This is a genomic window from Chitinimonas sp. (assembly GCF_036568685.1).
Taxonomy (GTDB): domain Bacteria; phylum Pseudomonadota; class Gammaproteobacteria; order Burkholderiales; family Chitinimonadaceae; genus Chitinimonas.
The window spans coordinates 1-14,984 of record NZ_DATCSC010000154.1 but is presented as its reverse complement, the minus strand read 5'-3'; the positions used below and the strand labels follow the sequence as shown (position 1 = coordinate 14,984).

16 protein-coding genes and 1 riboswitch are annotated in these 14,984 nt (G+C 64.8%); of the genes, 7 read left to right on the top strand and 9 right to left on the bottom strand.

Annotated features, from left to right (window positions below; all coding sequences use genetic code 11):
- The first annotated feature begins 72 nt into the window (after window positions 1-72).
- Window positions 73-825 carry an AraC family transcriptional regulator gene (locus tag VIM95_RS22595; RefSeq protein ID WP_331990279.1) on the top strand — a complete coding sequence of 251 codons (753 nt, stop codon included), beginning with the start codon at window positions 73-75 and terminating at the stop codon, window positions 823-825.
- 6 nt (window positions 826-831) lie between these two features.
- Here VIM95_RS22595 and VIM95_RS22590 read toward each other — a convergent pair whose 3' ends face one another.
- The 4 genes from VIM95_RS22590 to VIM95_RS22575 form a co-directional block, all read right to left on the bottom strand.
- Window positions 832-2,232, bottom strand: a complete 1,401-nt coding sequence (locus VIM95_RS22590) for a 4Fe-4S binding protein (protein ID WP_331990277.1) — start codon at window positions 2,230-2,232, stop codon at window positions 832-834.
- A 59-nt stretch (window positions 2,233-2,291) separates the two neighbouring features.
- Window positions 2,292-3,131, bottom strand: a complete 840-nt coding sequence (locus VIM95_RS22585; protein WP_331990275.1) for an FTR1 family iron permease — start codon at window positions 3,129-3,131, stop codon at window positions 2,292-2,294.
- 24 nt (window positions 3,132-3,155) lie between these two features.
- Entirely contained in the window at window positions 3,156-3,482 is a 327-nt protein-coding gene (locus tag VIM95_RS22580; protein WP_331990273.1) for a cupredoxin domain-containing protein, read from the bottom strand.
- 294 nt (window positions 3,483-3,776) lie between these two features.
- The gene (locus tag VIM95_RS22575) at window positions 3,777-4,313 is read right to left on the bottom strand and encodes an iron transporter (protein ID WP_331990271.1); all 537 of its coding nucleotides are present in this window, start codon (window positions 4,311-4,313) and stop codon (window positions 3,777-3,779) included.
- A 326-nt stretch (window positions 4,314-4,639) separates the two neighbouring features.
- A riboswitch (SAM riboswitch) is annotated at window positions 4,640-4,718 on the top strand.
- Between the two features lie 193 nt (window positions 4,719-4,911).
- On the opposite strand from VIM95_RS22575, the gene VIM95_RS22570 reads away from it, so the two are divergent.
- Together VIM95_RS22570 and VIM95_RS22565 are read left to right on the top strand one after the other, a co-directional pair.
- Entirely contained in the window at window positions 4,912-5,250 is a 339-nt protein-coding gene (locus VIM95_RS22570) for a hypothetical protein (protein WP_331990269.1), read from the top strand.
- 98 nt (window positions 5,251-5,348) lie between these two features.
- A complete protein-coding gene (locus tag VIM95_RS22565) occupies window positions 5,349-6,746 on the top strand; it encodes an MATE family efflux transporter (protein ID WP_331990267.1) in 1,398 nt (465 codons plus the stop codon).
- Here VIM95_RS22565 and cysK read toward each other — a convergent pair.
- Window positions 6,743-7,672, bottom strand: a complete 930-nt coding sequence (gene cysK / locus VIM95_RS22560) for a cysteine synthase A (protein WP_331990265.1) — start codon at window positions 7,670-7,672, stop codon at window positions 6,743-6,745. The two genes, VIM95_RS22565 and cysK, sit on opposite strands and share 4 nt — an antisense overlap.
- A gap of 113 nt (window positions 7,673-7,785) precedes the next feature.
- Here cysK and VIM95_RS22555 point away from each other — a divergent pair, with 113 nt between their 5' ends.
- The 4 genes from VIM95_RS22555 to VIM95_RS22540 are packed head-to-tail and all read left to right on the top strand — an operon-like array spanning window position 7,786 to window position 11,525.
- Window positions 7,786-9,018 carry a multifunctional CCA addition/repair protein gene (locus tag VIM95_RS22555; protein WP_331990263.1) on the top strand — a complete coding sequence of 411 codons (1,233 nt, stop codon included), beginning with the start codon at window positions 7,786-7,788 and terminating at the stop codon, window positions 9,016-9,018.
- Window positions 9,019-9,045: 27 nt separating this feature from the next.
- Window positions 9,046-9,393: a phage holin family protein gene (locus VIM95_RS22550; RefSeq protein ID WP_331990261.1), complete on the top strand. Its 348-nt coding sequence runs from the start codon at window positions 9,046-9,048 to the stop codon at window positions 9,391-9,393.
- Window position 9,394: 1 nt separating this feature from the next.
- Complete coding sequence (locus VIM95_RS22545) at window positions 9,395-10,537, top strand: PrpF domain-containing protein (protein ID WP_331990259.1); 1,143 nt, start codon at window positions 9,395-9,397, stop codon at window positions 10,535-10,537.
- 43 nt (window positions 10,538-10,580) lie between these two features.
- Entirely contained in the window at window positions 10,581-11,525 is a 945-nt protein-coding gene (locus VIM95_RS22540) for a glyoxylate/hydroxypyruvate reductase A (RefSeq protein WP_331990257.1), read from the top strand.
- Between the two features lie 6 nt (window positions 11,526-11,531).
- On the opposite strand, the gene VIM95_RS22535 is transcribed toward VIM95_RS22540, so the two are convergent.
- From VIM95_RS22535 to VIM95_RS22520, 4 genes are all read right to left on the bottom strand, one after another.
- Complete coding sequence (locus VIM95_RS22535; RefSeq protein ID WP_331990255.1) at window positions 11,532-12,116, bottom strand: hypothetical protein; 585 nt, start codon at window positions 12,114-12,116, stop codon at window positions 11,532-11,534.
- A gap of 284 nt (window positions 12,117-12,400) precedes the next feature.
- Complete coding sequence (locus tag VIM95_RS22530) at window positions 12,401-12,955, bottom strand: glycine zipper 2TM domain-containing protein (protein WP_331990253.1); 555 nt, start codon at window positions 12,953-12,955, stop codon at window positions 12,401-12,403.
- A 193-nt stretch (window positions 12,956-13,148) separates the two neighbouring features.
- Window positions 13,149-14,432 carry a DUF1615 domain-containing protein gene (locus tag VIM95_RS22525; protein WP_331990251.1) on the bottom strand — a complete coding sequence of 428 codons (1,284 nt, stop codon included), beginning with the start codon at window positions 14,430-14,432 and terminating at the stop codon, window positions 13,149-13,151.
- 69 nt (window positions 14,433-14,501) lie between these two features.
- A partial coding sequence (locus VIM95_RS22520; RefSeq protein ID WP_331990249.1) for a dienelactone hydrolase family protein occupies window positions 14,502-14,984 on the bottom strand: 483 nt, incomplete at its 5' end.

Genomic DNA, 14,984 nt, shown 5'->3' with positions numbered 1-14,984 from the left:
TTGCGGTCGGGGCGTTCTTGTGCGATCCGCGCATGAAAGTGGCCGATTTGGGCAAAACAGGGGAAGGACGAGATGGATGTGACGCTGAAGGCCTGGCGCGAAGACTTTATCGCCAGACTGGCGCAGCCGCTGCTGCTGGAAACGCTGTTCGATCACATGCCGGACATGGTGTTCACGGTGAAGGACAGGCAGGGCCGCTATATCTGCATGAGCGAAGCCGGGGCCGAGCGCTGTGGTCTGGCGCACAAGCGCGAGGCCATTGGGCGGACCGCGCATGAGCTGTGGCCGCCGCATATGGCCGACCGTTATGCCGAGCAGGATGAGCTGCTGTTTCGCACCGGGCACCCGGTACTCGATAACCTGGACCTGACCCTGTTCAACGACCGGCAACCCGGTTGGTGCCTGAGCAACAAGACGCCTTTGCTGGATGCAAAAGGACAGGTGATCGGGCTTGCCTGCCTGTCACGCGACCTGCTGGAGCCCAGCCGTGCCGGCATTGTGGATGCACGCATGGCGGAGGCGGTGGATGTCATGCTGGCACGCTATGCCGAGCCATTGCGGGTGGAGTGGCTGGCCGAGTTGGCGGGGGTTTCGCCAGCGCAGTTCGAACGGCGCATGAAGAAGATCTTTCAGCTCAGCGTGGGCCAGTTCCTGACCAAGACACGTATTGATGCCGCCACGCTGGCGCTGGCCGAGAGTGAGGCGCCGATCTCGGAGATTGCGCTGAGCTGCGGCTATTGCGACCAGAGCGCGCTCTCGAAGCAGTTCAGACAGCTGACCGGCATGACGCCGCGTGACTACCGGCAGTGGGTACGCCGGGTCTGAGGCTGGCTACCAGATCCAGAACCACAGCGCCCAGCCACCGTCCACCAGCAGGCAGCCGGCAGCGAATAGCAGCCAGGCGAGGCTGCGGCGGGGCAGGGTGGTGGCGTATTGGGCAGTGATGCGCCAGGCCAGCTGCAGCGACCAGAGTGTGACGGCGCTGAGCAGCACGGCGCGGGTGGGCGAGACCCAATACAGCGGCACGCCCTCGCCCTTGAGCAGGGTGACCGTGGTGGCGGAGAGGCCCAGGAAGACGCCACCGCCGGCCAGCGGGACCAACGCCAGTGCCAGGTGGTTGAAACCACGCCGACCGGCCCGCAGCGCCGCAGCGGCCAGCGCCACGAAGCTCGCCAGCACGCCACCGACCAGGAGCATGCTGCCCAGCATATAGCCCAGCAGCAAGGCGCCATCCAGCCAACTGAACACGTCGTTGTTGTCCGGATAGTGGGTCAGGATGAACCAGGGCGCGTTGGTGGCCAGCGGCCAGTAGATATCGCGGTTGACCAGCCACTCGGCGATGGTCTGTTTGACGGCGATCAGCCAGGGGCTGGCCGACCACTCGAACGCCCCCATGGCGAGGCCTATCATGCCGAAGATCAAGAGCGCGCTCTGCCAGTTGCTGCCATCGCGGGCGCCACGCTCGACGATCTCGGCATTGGGCGCGCGGCCTTCCAGTTGAATGGCACCGCGATGGCCGCTGCAGCGGCCGCAGCTATGGCAGTCGCTGGCGCTATCAAGGCTGCGCAGCGGCAGTAGCGGAGCGCAGTTGACGGCGGCAACCCGGCCATGGCCCATGCTGTCGTGCCAGGCAGCTTCGTCGGCTTTGTAGTGCATGGGGGCAAGCTTGGCCAAGAGGCCGAACACGCCGTTGACCGGGCACATATAGCGGCACCAGACGCGTTTCTCGCGGGTGTAGAGCAGGCCGATCACCACGGCACCGACGGTGGAACCGCCCAGCACCAGCAGCACGGCCAGTGGGTATTGGTAGACGCTGACCAACTGGCCATAGATGGTGGTCAGGGCAAAGGCCACGAAGGGCCAACCACCCCAGCGCAGCCAGCGCGGGATGGGACGGTTGAGCGACCAGCGGCTGGCAAACTCGGTCAGCGCTCCTTCGGGACAGAGTACGCCGCACCAGACCCGGCCCATGGCTACCATGCTGACCAGCACAAAGGGCCACCACAGGCCCCAGAAGGCGAACTGGGCCAGCACGGTCAGGTTGTTCCAGACGTGGGCGGTCTCGTCCGGTAGCGGCTGGAACACCGGCGCGATCAGCAGGAAGGCATACACCAGCACCACCACCCACTGCAGGCCCAGCACCATACGACGATGGCGGCGCAACAGCTCGCCCAGCGGCGCAAGGCGGCTGCGCGGGCGACGAGGGTGGAATTGGATAGTGGAACTGTGCATGGCGTTGGCTAGCGGTAAAACGGTGACGGGCGCACCTAAAGTGCGCCCGGATGATACGGTCAGGCGGTGACGGGTTTGCCCATGGCGCGCTGCTGCAGACGGTTGAGCGTCCACTGCACCACGACCCAGTAGCTGGCCAGCGCCAGCACCATGGTCAGCGCCGGGCGGGCGCGGTAACCCGTAAGCGCGGCAATCAGACCGCCGACAGGACCACCGTCATCCAGCAGCCAGCTGCTGTTCCAGACCGGGTCGACCAAGGGCGGCAACCAGCCGAAGGAAATCATGCGCTCCACGCTGCCTACCAGCAGGGCACCGGCCAGGAGCAGCAGCATCAGTTCGGAGAAGCGGAAGAAGGCGCGCCAGGAGAAGAGCTTGCCGCCAAGCTGGAGCAACCAGAAGGTGCCCAAGGCGAGGACAAAACCAACGAGGGCGGAGAGCGCAAAGGGCAGGATCTGCGCCCCTTGTTGGGCCGAGCCCAGGCCCCACAGGAAGATCACCGTCTCGCTACCTTCACGGGCGATGGCGAGTGCCACCAGGGCCAGCATGCCCCACCAGTTGGCGGCGCGGGCGTTGTCGGCCATGCCGCTTTCCAGGTCGCGCTTGAGGGTACGGCCGTGCTTACGCATCCAGAACACCATCTGCACGATCAGCGCCGCGGCGATGGACATCATGCCCAGCTGGAAGTAGTCCTGCTGCTCACCTTCGAAGAACTCGGCAAAGCCAAGAATGGCGCCGCCCAGGCCACAGGCCGCCAGCACGCCGACCCCGACGCCACCCCACAGGTAGCGCTTGCCGGCAGCGGCCTCGGGATGGTTGCGCAGCCAAGCGTAAAGGATGCCGACAATCAACAACGCTTCGACGCTTTCGCGCCAGACGATGAACAGGACTTCACCCATCATGATGTGTTTCCTCGTGGGCTGGTGTTACTTGACGATCAGCACGCCACGGCCGGTGGCCTGGTGGTAGTCGTCGTAGAAATCGTAGGTGCCGGCCGAGGGCGAACGGATCACCACCACCGACTTGGCGCCAGGTGCCAGGACCTTTTCCTTGCGCAGCGAATTGCTCTCGAACTCGATCGGCGTATTGCCGGCATTGGTGATCTCGATACGGATCAGTTTGCCGGCGGGCGCGGTCAATGTGGTCGGCGTGAACTTGCCGTCCTTGGCAACCAACTGCAGGGTGACTTCGTCCGCCGCACTGGCGAACAGACTGCCTGCCGCAAAAGCGACCAACATAAAACGTGCGTACATCCGGTTCTCCTATCCTTCAGGACGTCTCCTGGCGGACGGTAGATTTCTCGGTGGTCTCGCAGCGCTTGTTCGGATAACCGACGAGCGCCAGCGAGGCTTCCCTGCGGCGGCAGGGGCGGGGGGATGGATGCGATAAAAGCTAAAGCGCGCTTGTTAACCGGATTCCGGTTAACGCCCGGCTGAGCGAAGTCGTTGCCACCTTCAGGTGGCTTACTACTTCGGCCTCCTCCCTTGCGGGGATTGCCGGGCGCGGATATCAAGCTATAGCACGCTCATCCCGCAGAGCGACTTCAATCAGTACCCGCCCTTCTTGCCCGTACCGGCGTAGGTGAACTCGTAGTTGGTCTCAATGGGTTTGAACCAAGGGCCAACGCCGGTTTCCTTGTCCACGTGGCGGCCGAAGTGGGCATGCTCGTTGGAGGTCGGCGGCAGGATGGTGAGCTTGAGCTTGTACTTGCCGGCGCCTTGCAGCTTGACGTTGTCGCCATAGTGCGGACCATCGCTGGCCACCATGGGCATCAGGTCGCCCGACTGCTTGGTACCACCGACCTTTTCCAGTTCGTACTTCACAACCAGGTAGGGCATCCAGTCGCCTTCGGCAAAGCCGGTGGGGTTGTTCTTGACGGCGTGGATGTCGGCTTCGAGGTGGATGTCGGACTTGTTGATGTCCAGCATCATGCCGGCGGGTTCCATCTTGACCGGCTGCAGGTAGACCGCGCCGATCTCCATGCCGCCCGCGATCACGGGCTTGCCCAGTGGCACTTCGGCGGCGGCGGCATACAGGGGGGCGATCAGGCTGGCGATCAGCAGGGGACGGGCAAGGCGACGCATGTGGGCTCCAAGGCTAGGGTGGGCAACGCTGCCAAGAGGGCAACGTTGCGGCGATGGCAGGAAATATACTGATAATCGTTATCAACTAAGATCCGGATTGTACCAGCCTCGTTCCTTCAAGACGACCCTGGCAGCTTGATCCGGCGCAAGGCTTTGTGTGTCTAACGGTAACAAAGTCAAGGTGCCGACATGCTTTGAGGCCAGCCTGGAGCGAGGTTGCAGCGATCCTGCCCAAGCTTGCTTAAAAAAATCTTAAGAAGAATTATTCTCAATGGTAATGTTGCCGAGTGGCGAGGCTTGACGTGAGCCGGGGCGACGTAATACATTCCATCCACAGCGCCGATTTGACCCGATCAGCTTGCAGGCGCTTTATAAATCTGGCTAAAGCGTGGGGTGGTCCGGCAAGATTTGGTCACCATGCAAACCCGCTAGCCAAACAGGCAGCGGGTTTTTGTTTTGCTCGTTCTATCCAGACAGTTTCAACGCGCCGATTTAATCGACAACTTGCGGGGCGCGTGGCGTGGAAACGCCGAACCCAGAACCGCTAAAGCGCCGCCCGCATGGGCTTCGCTGTCGCCAACCTCTTTGGGAGAAGCCCATGTTTGACTATCTCGATACCCCCCTGCCCAGCTTTGACAACAGCAGCAACCAGGCCGAAAGCACACCTGCGGTCGCAACGCGTGCGCCTTTGGCGCTGGCTCGTCAGCATGCCGGCCGCAACTGGGCCCGCTTTGCCGCCCGCCCTGGTCGCCAGGCGGCCTTGCAGCGGCTGCGCGAAGTGGCGCTCTACCTGGATGCCCGGGTGGAAAAGCTGGCCGATGGTGGCCTCCTGGTACTGGGCTTGAGCCTCAACGAGACGCTGAGTCTGGCCGAGCGCTTTGGGGATGAGCTGGCGGTCGAGGCTGGCATAGCCGGCCGCGCGCACTACCCGGCGTAGGGATAGACAAAGATATATCGGCATAGGCAGCGGCATGTGGGCGGCGGCAAAGGCTAGAATGGCCGGCCGGGTTCGCCCGCCTGATATGTCTGTCTGCCATGCCGCTACGCCTGATCAATACCCCCGCCGTCCGTACCGAAGCCGCTGCACTGTGGCAGCTTGCCTGGCCCATGCTGGTGGGCCAGCTCGCTACCGTGGGCATGGCCGTGGCCGACGTGGCCATGGCGGGGCATGCCAGCGCGGCCGACCTGGCGGCCGTCTCGCTGGGGGCGTCGGTGTGGTCCATCATCGTCGTAACCCTGATGGGGGTGATGATGTCGGTCAACCCCATGGTGGCCCACCATGTGGGGGCGGAGGAGTACGAGCAGATCCCGCACCTGGTGCGGCAGGCGCTGTGGAAGGCGCTGGGTGTGGGCCTGGTGGCCTTTGTGATCGCCAATGCCGCCACCCTGGTGTTCGACGGCATGACGCTGGAGCCGGGCATACGCATCATGGCCAAGCGCTTTTTGCACGTGATCAGCTTCGCCCTGCCGGCCTTTGCCTGCTACCGGGTGCTGTACGGCTATAGCGCCAGCCTCAATCAGACCAAGCCCATGATGGTGATCGCGCTGGCGGCCTTGCTGCTCAATGTGGTGCTTAACTGGCTGCTGATCTACGGCCACTTCGGCCTGCCCAGGCTGGGTGGCCTGGGCTGCGCGGTGGCGACGCTGGCCTGCGTCTGGTTCAACCTCGGGGTGCTCCTGTGGTGGATGCACCGCGCGCCGGCCTACCGCCAGACCTGGCCGCTGGGCCATTTCGAGCCGCCGCATTGGGCCGAGATCAGCAAGCTCCTGAAGATCGGCCTGCCTATCGGGGTGACCTATTTTGCCGAATCCAGCGCCTTTGGCCTGATTGCACTCTTGGTGGCCGAGTTTGGCGCCGAGCAGGTGGCGGCGCACCAGATAGCACTCAATTTCTCCTCGCTGGTCTTTATGGTGCCGCTGAGTCTGGGCGTTGCACTGATCACCCGAATCGGCCACGCGCTGGGCGAGGGCGACCCGGCTGCGGCGCGCTTTCGGGCTTGGGTCGGGGTGGGGCTGTCGTTTGCCTTCGCTATCCTGTCGGCCAGCTTTATCGCGCTATTCAACCACCAGATCGCGGCGGCCTATACCAGTGATGCCATGGTGGCTGCGCTGGCGGCGCACCTCTTGGTCTATGCCGCGGTATTCCAACTGTCGGACGCCACCCAGGTCTCGACCAGTTGCGCCATCCGCGGCTACAAGGTCACCCGCCCGCCCATGGTCATCCATATGACCGCCTTCTGGGGCTTCTGTCTGCCGCTCGGTTGCGCGCTGGGCCTGGCACCCAGCTGGCTGCCGTGGCGACCCGCCGAGCCCATGGCGGCGGCCGGCTTCTGGCTGGCGCTGGTGGTGGGGCTCACCATCGCCGCCGCCGGCCTGACCTGGTACCTCGATCACCTGTCGCGGCGGCGCCTGGCCGCCGCAGTGCCGGCTTAATCCACCAGACCCTGGAATAGAGCGGTCGACAGGTAGCGCTCGCCAAACGAAGGGATGATCACCACGATCAGCTTGCCGGCGTTCTCCGGCCGCTTGGCGACCTCCAGCGCGGCCCAGACGGCGGCGCCGGAGCTGATGCCGACCAGCAGGCCCTCTTCGGTGGCCATGCGGCGGGCGGTGGCGAAGGCGTCTTCACTGCGGACCCTTACCACCTCGTCGTACAGGCTGGTGTTGAGCACCTCGGGCACAAAGCCTGCACCGATGCCCTGGATGGGGTGGGGGCCTTTGGCGCCACCGCTGAGCACCGGGCTGGCATCCGGCTCGACCGCGATGGACTTGAAGCCGGGCTTGCGGGCCTTGATCACCTCGCTGACGCCGGTGATGGTGCCGCCGGTACCCACGCCGGCGATCAGCATATCCACTTCGCCGTCGGTATCGTTCCAGATCTCCAGCGCGGTGGTCTCGCGGTGGATCTTGGGGTTGGCCGGATTCTCGAACTGCTGCGGCATGAACCAGCCCTCGCGCTCTGCCAGCTCGCGCGCTTTGGCAATCGCGCCACCCATGCCGTCCGGGCCGGGGGTGAGTACCAGCTCGGCACCATAGCCACGCAGGAGCGCACGGCGCTCCTTGGACATGGTCTCGGGCATGGTCAGCACGCAGCGGTAACCGCGCGCGGCGCACACCATGGCCAGACCGATACCCGTGTTGCCACTGGTGGGCTCGACCACGGTGCTGCCCGGCCGCAGCTTGCCCTCGGCCTCGGCTGTGTTGATCATGCTGACTGCGATACGGTCCTTGACGCTATGCGAGGGGTTGAAGAACTCCAGCTTGGCTACCACGCGGGCGGAGAGGCCCTCGGTAACGCGGTTGAGCTGCACCAAGGGGGTGTTGCCTATCAGTTCGGTGATGTCGTGGGCGATACGCATCGCGGGCCTCCGTTCGTTATCAGTCCGCCATTCTAGGCGTTCGCGGCGCGGGCTGCGCCGGCAGCGGCGCTACAATGTGGCGCAAGACAGCTAACAAGCGCATGGAATCAGGAATGAAGAGCTATATCGTAGGCGGCGCGGTGCGCGACCAGTTGCTGGGCCTGCCGGTCAAGGACCGCGACCACGTGGTGGTGGGGGCAACCCCGGAGAAGATGCTGGAGCAGGGCTACCGGCCGGTGGGCAAGGATTTTCCGGTCTTTCTGCACCCCGAGACGCAGGAGGAATACGCACTGGCACGTACTGAGCGCAAGTCTGGCCGTGGCTACAAGGGCTTTACCGTCTACGCGGCACCGGATGTGACGCTGGAGGACGATCTGGCGCGCCGTGATCTGACTATCAACGCCATTGCGGAAGATGAAGAGGGCGAGCTGATCGACCCCTACGACGGCCAGGGCGATCTGGCACGCCGGCTGCTGCGCCATGTGGGGCCGGCCTTTGTCGAGGACCCGGTGCGCATCCTCAGGTTGGCGCGTTTTGCCGCCCGTTTTGGCTTTGCGGTCGCCACCGAGACCATGGCGCTGTGCCGCGAAATGGTGACGCTCGGTGAGGTGGACCACTTGGTGGCCGAGCGGGTGTGGGCGGAGCTGGCCAAGGGGCTGATGGAGGCGCAGCCTTCGCGCATGTTTCTGGTGCTGCGGGAGTGCGGCGCGCTGGCCCGGCTGATGCCGGAGCTGGATGCGCTATGGGGCGTGCCGCAACCGGCTCAGCACCACCCGGAGATCGATACCGGCGACCACGTGATGCGGGTGCTGGACTACGCCGCGTCCCAGGGTTGGCCACTGGAGGTGCGCTTTGCCGCGCTCTGCCACGACCTGGGCAAGGGCCTGACGCCTGAAGCGGACTGGCCGCGCCATATCGGCCATGAGCAGGGCGGTGTGCCGCTGGTGACGGCGCTGGCCGAACGGGTCAAGGCGCCGAACGACTGCCGCGAGCTGGCTGTGCTGGCCTGCCGGGAACATTTGTTGGTACACCGTGCGAGCGAATTGCGGCCGGGTACCGTGATGGAACTCTTGGGCCGCTGCGACGCGCTGCGCAAGCCGGACCGCTTTGCCTTGCTGCTGAACGCCTGCCTGGCCGACGCGCGTGGCAGGCTGGGCTTTGAGGGCAAGGCCTACCCTTCGATCGACTATCTGCTGGCCTGCCGCGATGCGGCCCGGGCGGTGGACGCCGGTGCGATTGCCGCCCGGCTGGAGGACAAGAGCCGTATCGCCGAGGTGGTGCTGCAGGCGCGCGTCGAGGCGATCGCTGCCGTCGACAAGTCACGCTATTTTCCGCAATCTGCTTGAAACCCGCCTAACCCTACAAGGAACGTCATGCGCCTCTTAGCCGTCTGGTTGATCAACGCCGTCAGCCTGCTGCTGCTGACCCATCTGATGCCCTCGGTCCATGTTGCCAGCTTTACCAACGCCCTGGTGATCGCGCTGGTATTGGGCCTGGTGAACGTGCTGTTGCGACCGGTGCTGCTGCTCCTGACCCTGCCGGTCAATATCCTGACCCTGGGTCTCTTCACCTTTGTCATCAACGGCATCTGCTTCTGGCTGGTGGCCGAAGTGGTCAAGGGCTTCAGCGTGCCGGGCATCGGTACCGCCATTCTGGCAGCGCTGATCTATAGCGTGATCTCCTGGCTCGCCACCAGCATCTTGCTTGGCGGCGAGGATTGAGATGGGCCTCTACCGGCTCCCCGCCACGCTGTTGCGTGGCGGTACTTCCAAGGGGGTGTTCATCCGCGCCGATGTTCTGCCGGCCGACCCCGCCCTGCGCGACCGGCTGCTGAGCCGGCTGATAGGTAGCCCCGACCCCTACGAGCGGCAGATCGATGGTCTGGGTACTGGTATTTCCTCAACCAGCAAGGTGGTGCTGGTATCGTCCTCCAGCCGGCCGGGTTGTGATGTGGACTATCTTTTCGGCCATGTGGGCATCGCCGATGGCCGCATAGATTGGTCGGGCAATTGCGGCAATCTCTCGGCCGCGGTCGGCCCCTTTGCCCTGCTGGAGGGACTGTGTCCGGCGCCGCGCGATGGTGTGGCGACAGTACGCATCTGGCAGGCCAATACCGGCAAGCTGATCGTGGCACGGGTGCCCATGCGTGACGGCCTACCGGACCAGGAGGGGGCGTTCCGCATGGATGGTGTGGCTTTTGCCGGTGCGGCTGTCGCGCTCGATTTTCTCGACCCGGCCGGTGGTGCCTCCGGGGCCTTGTTCCCGACCAGCCTGCCGCAGGAAATACTGGCGGTGCCCGGTGTGGGCGAGCTGCCGGTGACCTTGATCGATGCCGGCAACCCCTTGGTGATTTTACCGGCGACGGCGCTGGGCCTTGATGGCTGCGAGATGCCCTTGGACTTCAACGGCGAGGCGGCCGTGCTGGCGCGCATCGAAGCGGTACGTGCCCAGGCAGCGGTACGCATGGGCCTGGCGACCAGCGCGCAACAAGCGACCCGTGAGCGCCCTAGCAACCCCAAGCTATGCTGGATCGCCCCGCCGATGGACTATGTGGCGGCTGATGGCAGCTCAGTGCCGGCAGAGCGTATGGATCTGCTGGCGCGCATCGTCTCCATGGGCAAGCTGCACCATGGCTTTACCGGTACCGGCACCATCGCGCTGGCCGCCGCCGCGGCCTTGCCTGGCACCCTGGTGGCAGATTTGCTGGGTGGTCCCTTGGCGGCGCGTCCGCTGTGCTTTGGCCACCCTAGCGGCATCAACGAGATCGAGACCGTGCTGGAGAACGGCCGGGTGGTAGCCTCACGCCTGACGCGCAGTGCCCGGGTACTGATGCGCGGTGAAGTCTGGGTACCCTTGGCCGACTAAGTCGTACTGTCACGCCCACCTCCTGTTTTCTAAAGCTGTTGTCATGTCTATCGATACCCGCCCTGTTTTCTTCCTTTCCACCCCCCGTAACGCCGAGCTGTGGCTGTCGCTGTTCGAGGCTGCGCTGCCGGAATACCGTATCTGTACCGAATTGAGTGATGCCGAGGCTGCCGAGGTGCGCTATTTGGCGGCTTGGCACCCGCCGACCGGGCTGTTTGCCCGCTTTACGGCGCTGGAAGCGGTATTTGCATTGGGGGCCGGGGTGGACCGTTTTCTGCACCGGACGGACCTGGCGCCCGAGGTGGCGCTGGTGCGGTTGACCGACGCCGGCATGGCGCAGCAGATGATGGAATATGTGCTGGCCGGGGTGCTGCGTTACCAGCGCGACCTCGACCACTATGCCGCGCACCAGGCCGCCGGCCATTGGCAGCCGTTGCCTGGCCGGCTCGCAGGGGAGCTTAGGGTAAGTGTGTTGGGCATGGGCGAGATGGGTGGCGCCGTAGCCGGAGCGCTGGCCGGGCTGGGCTACCCTGTCAGCGGGTGGAGCCGGCAAGCGCGCGAGCGGGCCGGCGTGCGCTGCGTGCATGGCTGGGCGGCGCTGGATGGCCTGCTGGCCGAGACGGACATACTGGTGAATCTGCTGCCCAATACGCCTGAGACGCACGGTTTGCTGAATGCCGAGCGGCTGGGCTGCTTGCCATCGGGTGCCGCCGTGATCAACGCCGGTCGTGGCGAGCAGCTGGACGAGGCCGCCTTGCTGGCCCTGCTCGATAGCGGCCACTTGCGTGGCGCGCAGCTCGATGTGCTGGCCGAGGAGCCACCCAGCCCCGAGCACCCCTTCTGGCGCCACCCCAAGATCTTGCTTACGCCCCACGTCGCTGCCAAGACCCTGCCGGAACCCTCGGTCGCCCAGATCGCCGACAAGTTGCGGGCGCTGCGCAAAGGAGAGGCGGTGGCGGGCCTGGTGCGGCGTGAACGGGCGTATTGAGCCGGCTTAGGTAGGCTGCACGGCCACGTGATAGACGCCCCATGGGCACAAGGCGAAGCGGTCCTTGATCGGCTTGCTGGCGATGTCCGGGTAGCGGTCGGCATCGTAGACCGCCCAGAGCGGTCCCAGCCCGCCTACCGGCAGTGCCTGACCGTCGCGGTGGGTGGCAATGATAAAGCGGTATTTGCGGATGTCGCTGATCGGCACCATCACCGCGTAGCCATCGATGGCTTGGATCAGGAGCCGGTAGTTGTCACCGCTTACGCCGGCAGCGGCCAGCACGTCCTGCAGCAGCGGGCCGCGCAGAGTGTGGACCTTGCCGTCGTATTCCAGCGTGGGCTTGATGGTGACGGCCGGCAGCCTGGTGAGGGCGGCAAAGTCAAAGGTATAGGCCTTGTCGAAGCTGGCCTTGTGCTTGCCCAGCATCTGGTCGAAGTCCGGGTCGAAGGCCCCGCGGTTGTGCTTGCCGATGGCACCGGTCAGCGTCAGTAGCGCCGGGCCGGCTTTGTCGCTGCCCGCGGCGGGGGTGGCGAGGGAGGGCAGGCTGGCCAGGCCAAGGCCGGCGCTGGCAAGAAACTGACGTTTATTCATGCGTGGCATGGGCGTGCGCTTTCTGTGCTTGATGGGTATAGCCCCTGTTTTAGCGCAAAGCCGCGCCAGCTCAAAGCGCGGCGCGGCGTGGCAGGCAGCGTGATGTGCCTGGAAGGGCATCCAGTCAGGCGTCGCCTGCATGGAAAAAGGCGCCCAATCAGGCGCCGGATCAAATAAAAATCGCGGCTTGTCGGGCGCCAGATAAATAAAAAAACGCCTTGTCAGGCGCGAGATGAATAAAAAAGGGCGCCTTGTCAGGCGCCCAAGGGAGTTGCAGGGAGTATTTAGGGTTGCTTGGCAGGAGCGGGGCTGTCGTTCAGCACCAGCTTGCCGTGCTCCACCGGGATGCGGTTGTCTGCAGGCGGTTGGGCCATGCGTACGGTGTCTTCCTTGCCGTCCAGGCGGTAACGCACGTCGTAGCCCACTACTTCATCGTGCACCTTGGTCACGGTCTTGCAGCGCTCCTCAGACGTGGTGGTCGTATCCCGGTCCTGCATGCCCTTCTGGATCTGGTTGCCTGCGTAGGCGCCGCCGGCTGCGCCGGCCACGGTGGCGACCTTTTTACCGGTGCCGCCGCCAACCTGATGGCCGAGCACGCCGCCCAGCACGCCACCGATCACGGTGCCGGCAATGCGGTTTTCATCCTTGACCGGGGCCTTGTGGCTGACCTGCACCTGCTTGCAGACCTCTTCCGGCGTCTTGACCTTTTCGTGTACCGCGGCCACGTGCAGCACCTCGGCGTATTCCGGCCCCTTGAAGGCCTGGTAGCTGGCCACCGCGCCCAGCGACAGGGCGCTGGCGCCACCGATGGCGATACCAATCAGCATGGACTTGTTCATCGCAGACTCCTTTACCTGAGCGGCTGGGGCCGCTTCGTTGCATCAATGGCGCCATGATGGGAGCGAACGACTGAATGGAAGCTGAATCGATTATGACATATGGATTATTTGATTTTCAATAAAATCAAATAAAAACAAATACTTGTAAAACTTACTCATAGACCGCCAGTCTGAATTTGTGCTTGTTCACTGCTTATTTCGCTTCGCCGGCACGGGCCAAACAGGTCTGGTAGCGGCCATCCACCCGGCGGGCAAACCACTCGGTGGTCAGCTTGCGGGTGATCTTGGGGCTGCTGAGGCGGATCTGCGGCAGCACTGCCCGTGGCAGGGGCTTGCCGGCGTTTGTGTCGGCCAGTTGGAACAGGCGCTGGTAAAGCGGGGTCTGGTCGAAACCACCGAGCTTTTCCAGCGCCAGGTCGCGGTTGATCTCGGCCTGGCTGAGCTTGAGCTTGCCGGCTTGCCGGTAGAGCGCCGCCTGGGTGCTGCTGGCGCTGGCCGCAGGACGGCCGTTGTCGTAGCGCAGCAGGTCGCCATCAAGCGCCATCTTCTGCTTGTCCAGCCGTACCAGGGCGGCCTGAAAGGCGGCATTGCGGCTGGCATAGCGGCCGGCGTTGTAGTCGGCAAAGCGGTACAGCATGTCGCTGTAGGGGGCCCGGTAGTGCAGCAAGATGGCGATGCCGAAGTAGACACCGCCCTTACGGCTGAAGACCTCGTGGCGGATGCTGTCCTTGACCGGGTAGGGATAGGGCCAGGATTTGACGTGGGCGTCCGCGAACTCGACGCTGACCTGCATGGGGCCGCCAGTGCGGATGGGGTTCTGCATCTTGACCGGCAGGCCCAGCCTGCCGGCCTCGGCCAGCAGCTCCTCGAACAGCGCGTTCATCTCGGTCTCGGTGCGCAAGGCGTCAATCCGGGCTGCATAGCTGCGGCCGTCGCGCGAGTGCACCTGCAGTGCCGCACGCACCAGGGCCAGCGGCACACCCTTGGCGTGCGCCTTCTGTTCCACCTGGCCCCAGACCATCTTGCCCAGACCCGGCACCACCGGGTCGGCCTGCCAGGTCGATTCCTGCTCGATCACTGCATTGGCGGCGCAGAAGTACTCAGCGTTGTAGGGAATCTTGAGTGCACGGAAGGCATTGAATATGTCCTCCTGCCAGCCGGTGCGGTCAGGGATCTTGCTGGGTAGCAGCCGCCCCAGCAGGGCCTTGCCCTGCACCGGGTCGCTCCAGGCCGGCTGGACGGGCTGAGCCGGCCTGGGGGGCTCTGTGACCGGCGGCAAGATAGGCGGGACCGGCTTGCCCATATCGCTGGGGGTAAGGTCCGGCGGCAAGATCACGGGTTCGATGCCCGGCGGGGGTACCGTTTGCGCGGGAGGCGGGACCGGCTCTTCTTGTGGCACGGGCAGGGGTTCGGCCGGGCTGGTGCAGGCGGCAAGCAGGCTGAAACTGAGCAGGGCGGGGAGCAGGCGTACGGACACGGTGGCTGGGCAGATAGGTCAGGTGGCGGATAGTAGCCTGCCCACCGTTTGCTGCCGAGCCGCGATTGATCAGCGCGCCTCAGCCGGCCGGGCGAAGCCGGTCTTGAGCCAGTCAGCCGCCCGTTGCCAGGCGTCGGCGGCAGCGGCCGGGTTGGGCGCGATGGTGACGCCCGCGCCGGGGTGGATGCCGTTGGGTACGTCGGCACGATGCCGGGCATGCAGCAGGGCCGGATTGTCGAAGTCGTGATAGGTGTCCGGGTAGGCTTGCAGCTGCAGGTATTCTGGTCCGAGCTCGGCCGTCAGCTGGCGGCAGGGGGCGATGGCGGTCCAGTCGTCGGCCTCGCCGGTGAGTATCAGGGTCGGGCCGGCCAGTTGCTTGACTCTGCCGAGCGAGGACTCGCAACCGGGGTAGAAAGCGACGGCGGCGCGAAAGCGTCCGCTGGCGGCACTTTTGGCCATGGTGCGCAACACTGTCGAACCACCGTTGGACCATCCCAGCAGGGCGACCTGGCCGGGCTGCGCGTCGGCTTGCTGATCGAGCCAGCGGCGGGC

Bases quoted from the DNA above. Each gene is read 5' to 3' on its own strand.
- VIM95_RS22570 (WP_331990269.1), top strand. From the start codon at position 4,912: ATGTTTGACTATCTCGATACCCCCCTGCCCAGCTTTGACAACAGCAGC.
- VIM95_RS22540 (WP_331990257.1), top strand. From the start codon at position 10,581: ATGTCTATCGATACCCGCCCTGTTTTCTTCCTTTCCACCCCCCGTAAC.
- VIM95_RS22585 (WP_331990275.1), bottom strand. From the start codon at position 3,131: ATGATGGGTGAAGTCCTGTTCATCGTCTGGCGCGAAAGCGTCGAAGCG.
- VIM95_RS22580 (WP_331990273.1), bottom strand. From the start codon at position 3,482: ATGTACGCACGTTTTATGTTGGTCGCTTTTGCGGCAGGCAGTCTGTTC.
- VIM95_RS22595 (WP_331990279.1), top strand. From the start codon at position 73: ATGGATGTGACGCTGAAGGCCTGGCGCGAAGACTTTATCGCCAGACTG.
- VIM95_RS22575 (WP_331990271.1), bottom strand. From the start codon at position 4,313: ATGCGTCGCCTTGCCCGTCCCCTGCTGATCGCCAGCCTGATCGCCCCC.
- VIM95_RS22550 (WP_331990261.1), top strand. From the start codon at position 9,046: ATGCGCCTCTTAGCCGTCTGGTTGATCAACGCCGTCAGCCTGCTGCTG.
- VIM95_RS22545 (WP_331990259.1), top strand. From the start codon at position 9,395: ATGGGCCTCTACCGGCTCCCCGCCACGCTGTTGCGTGGCGGTACTTCC.
- VIM95_RS22590 (WP_331990277.1), bottom strand. From the start codon at position 2,232: ATGCACAGTTCCACTATCCAATTCCACCCTCGTCGCCCGCGCAGCCGC.
- cysK (WP_331990265.1), bottom strand. From the start codon at position 7,672: ATGCGTATCGCCCACGACATCACCGAACTGATAGGCAACACCCCCTTG.
- VIM95_RS22535 (WP_331990255.1), bottom strand. From the start codon at position 12,116: ATGAATAAACGTCAGTTTCTTGCCAGCGCCGGCCTTGGCCTGGCCAGC.
- VIM95_RS22565 (WP_331990267.1), top strand. From the start codon at position 5,349: ATGCCGCTACGCCTGATCAATACCCCCGCCGTCCGTACCGAAGCCGCT.
- VIM95_RS22530 (WP_331990253.1), bottom strand. From the start codon at position 12,955: ATGAACAAGTCCATGCTGATTGGTATCGCCATCGGTGGCGCCAGCGCC.
- VIM95_RS22555 (WP_331990263.1), top strand. From the start codon at position 7,786: ATGAAGAGCTATATCGTAGGCGGCGCGGTGCGCGACCAGTTGCTGGGC.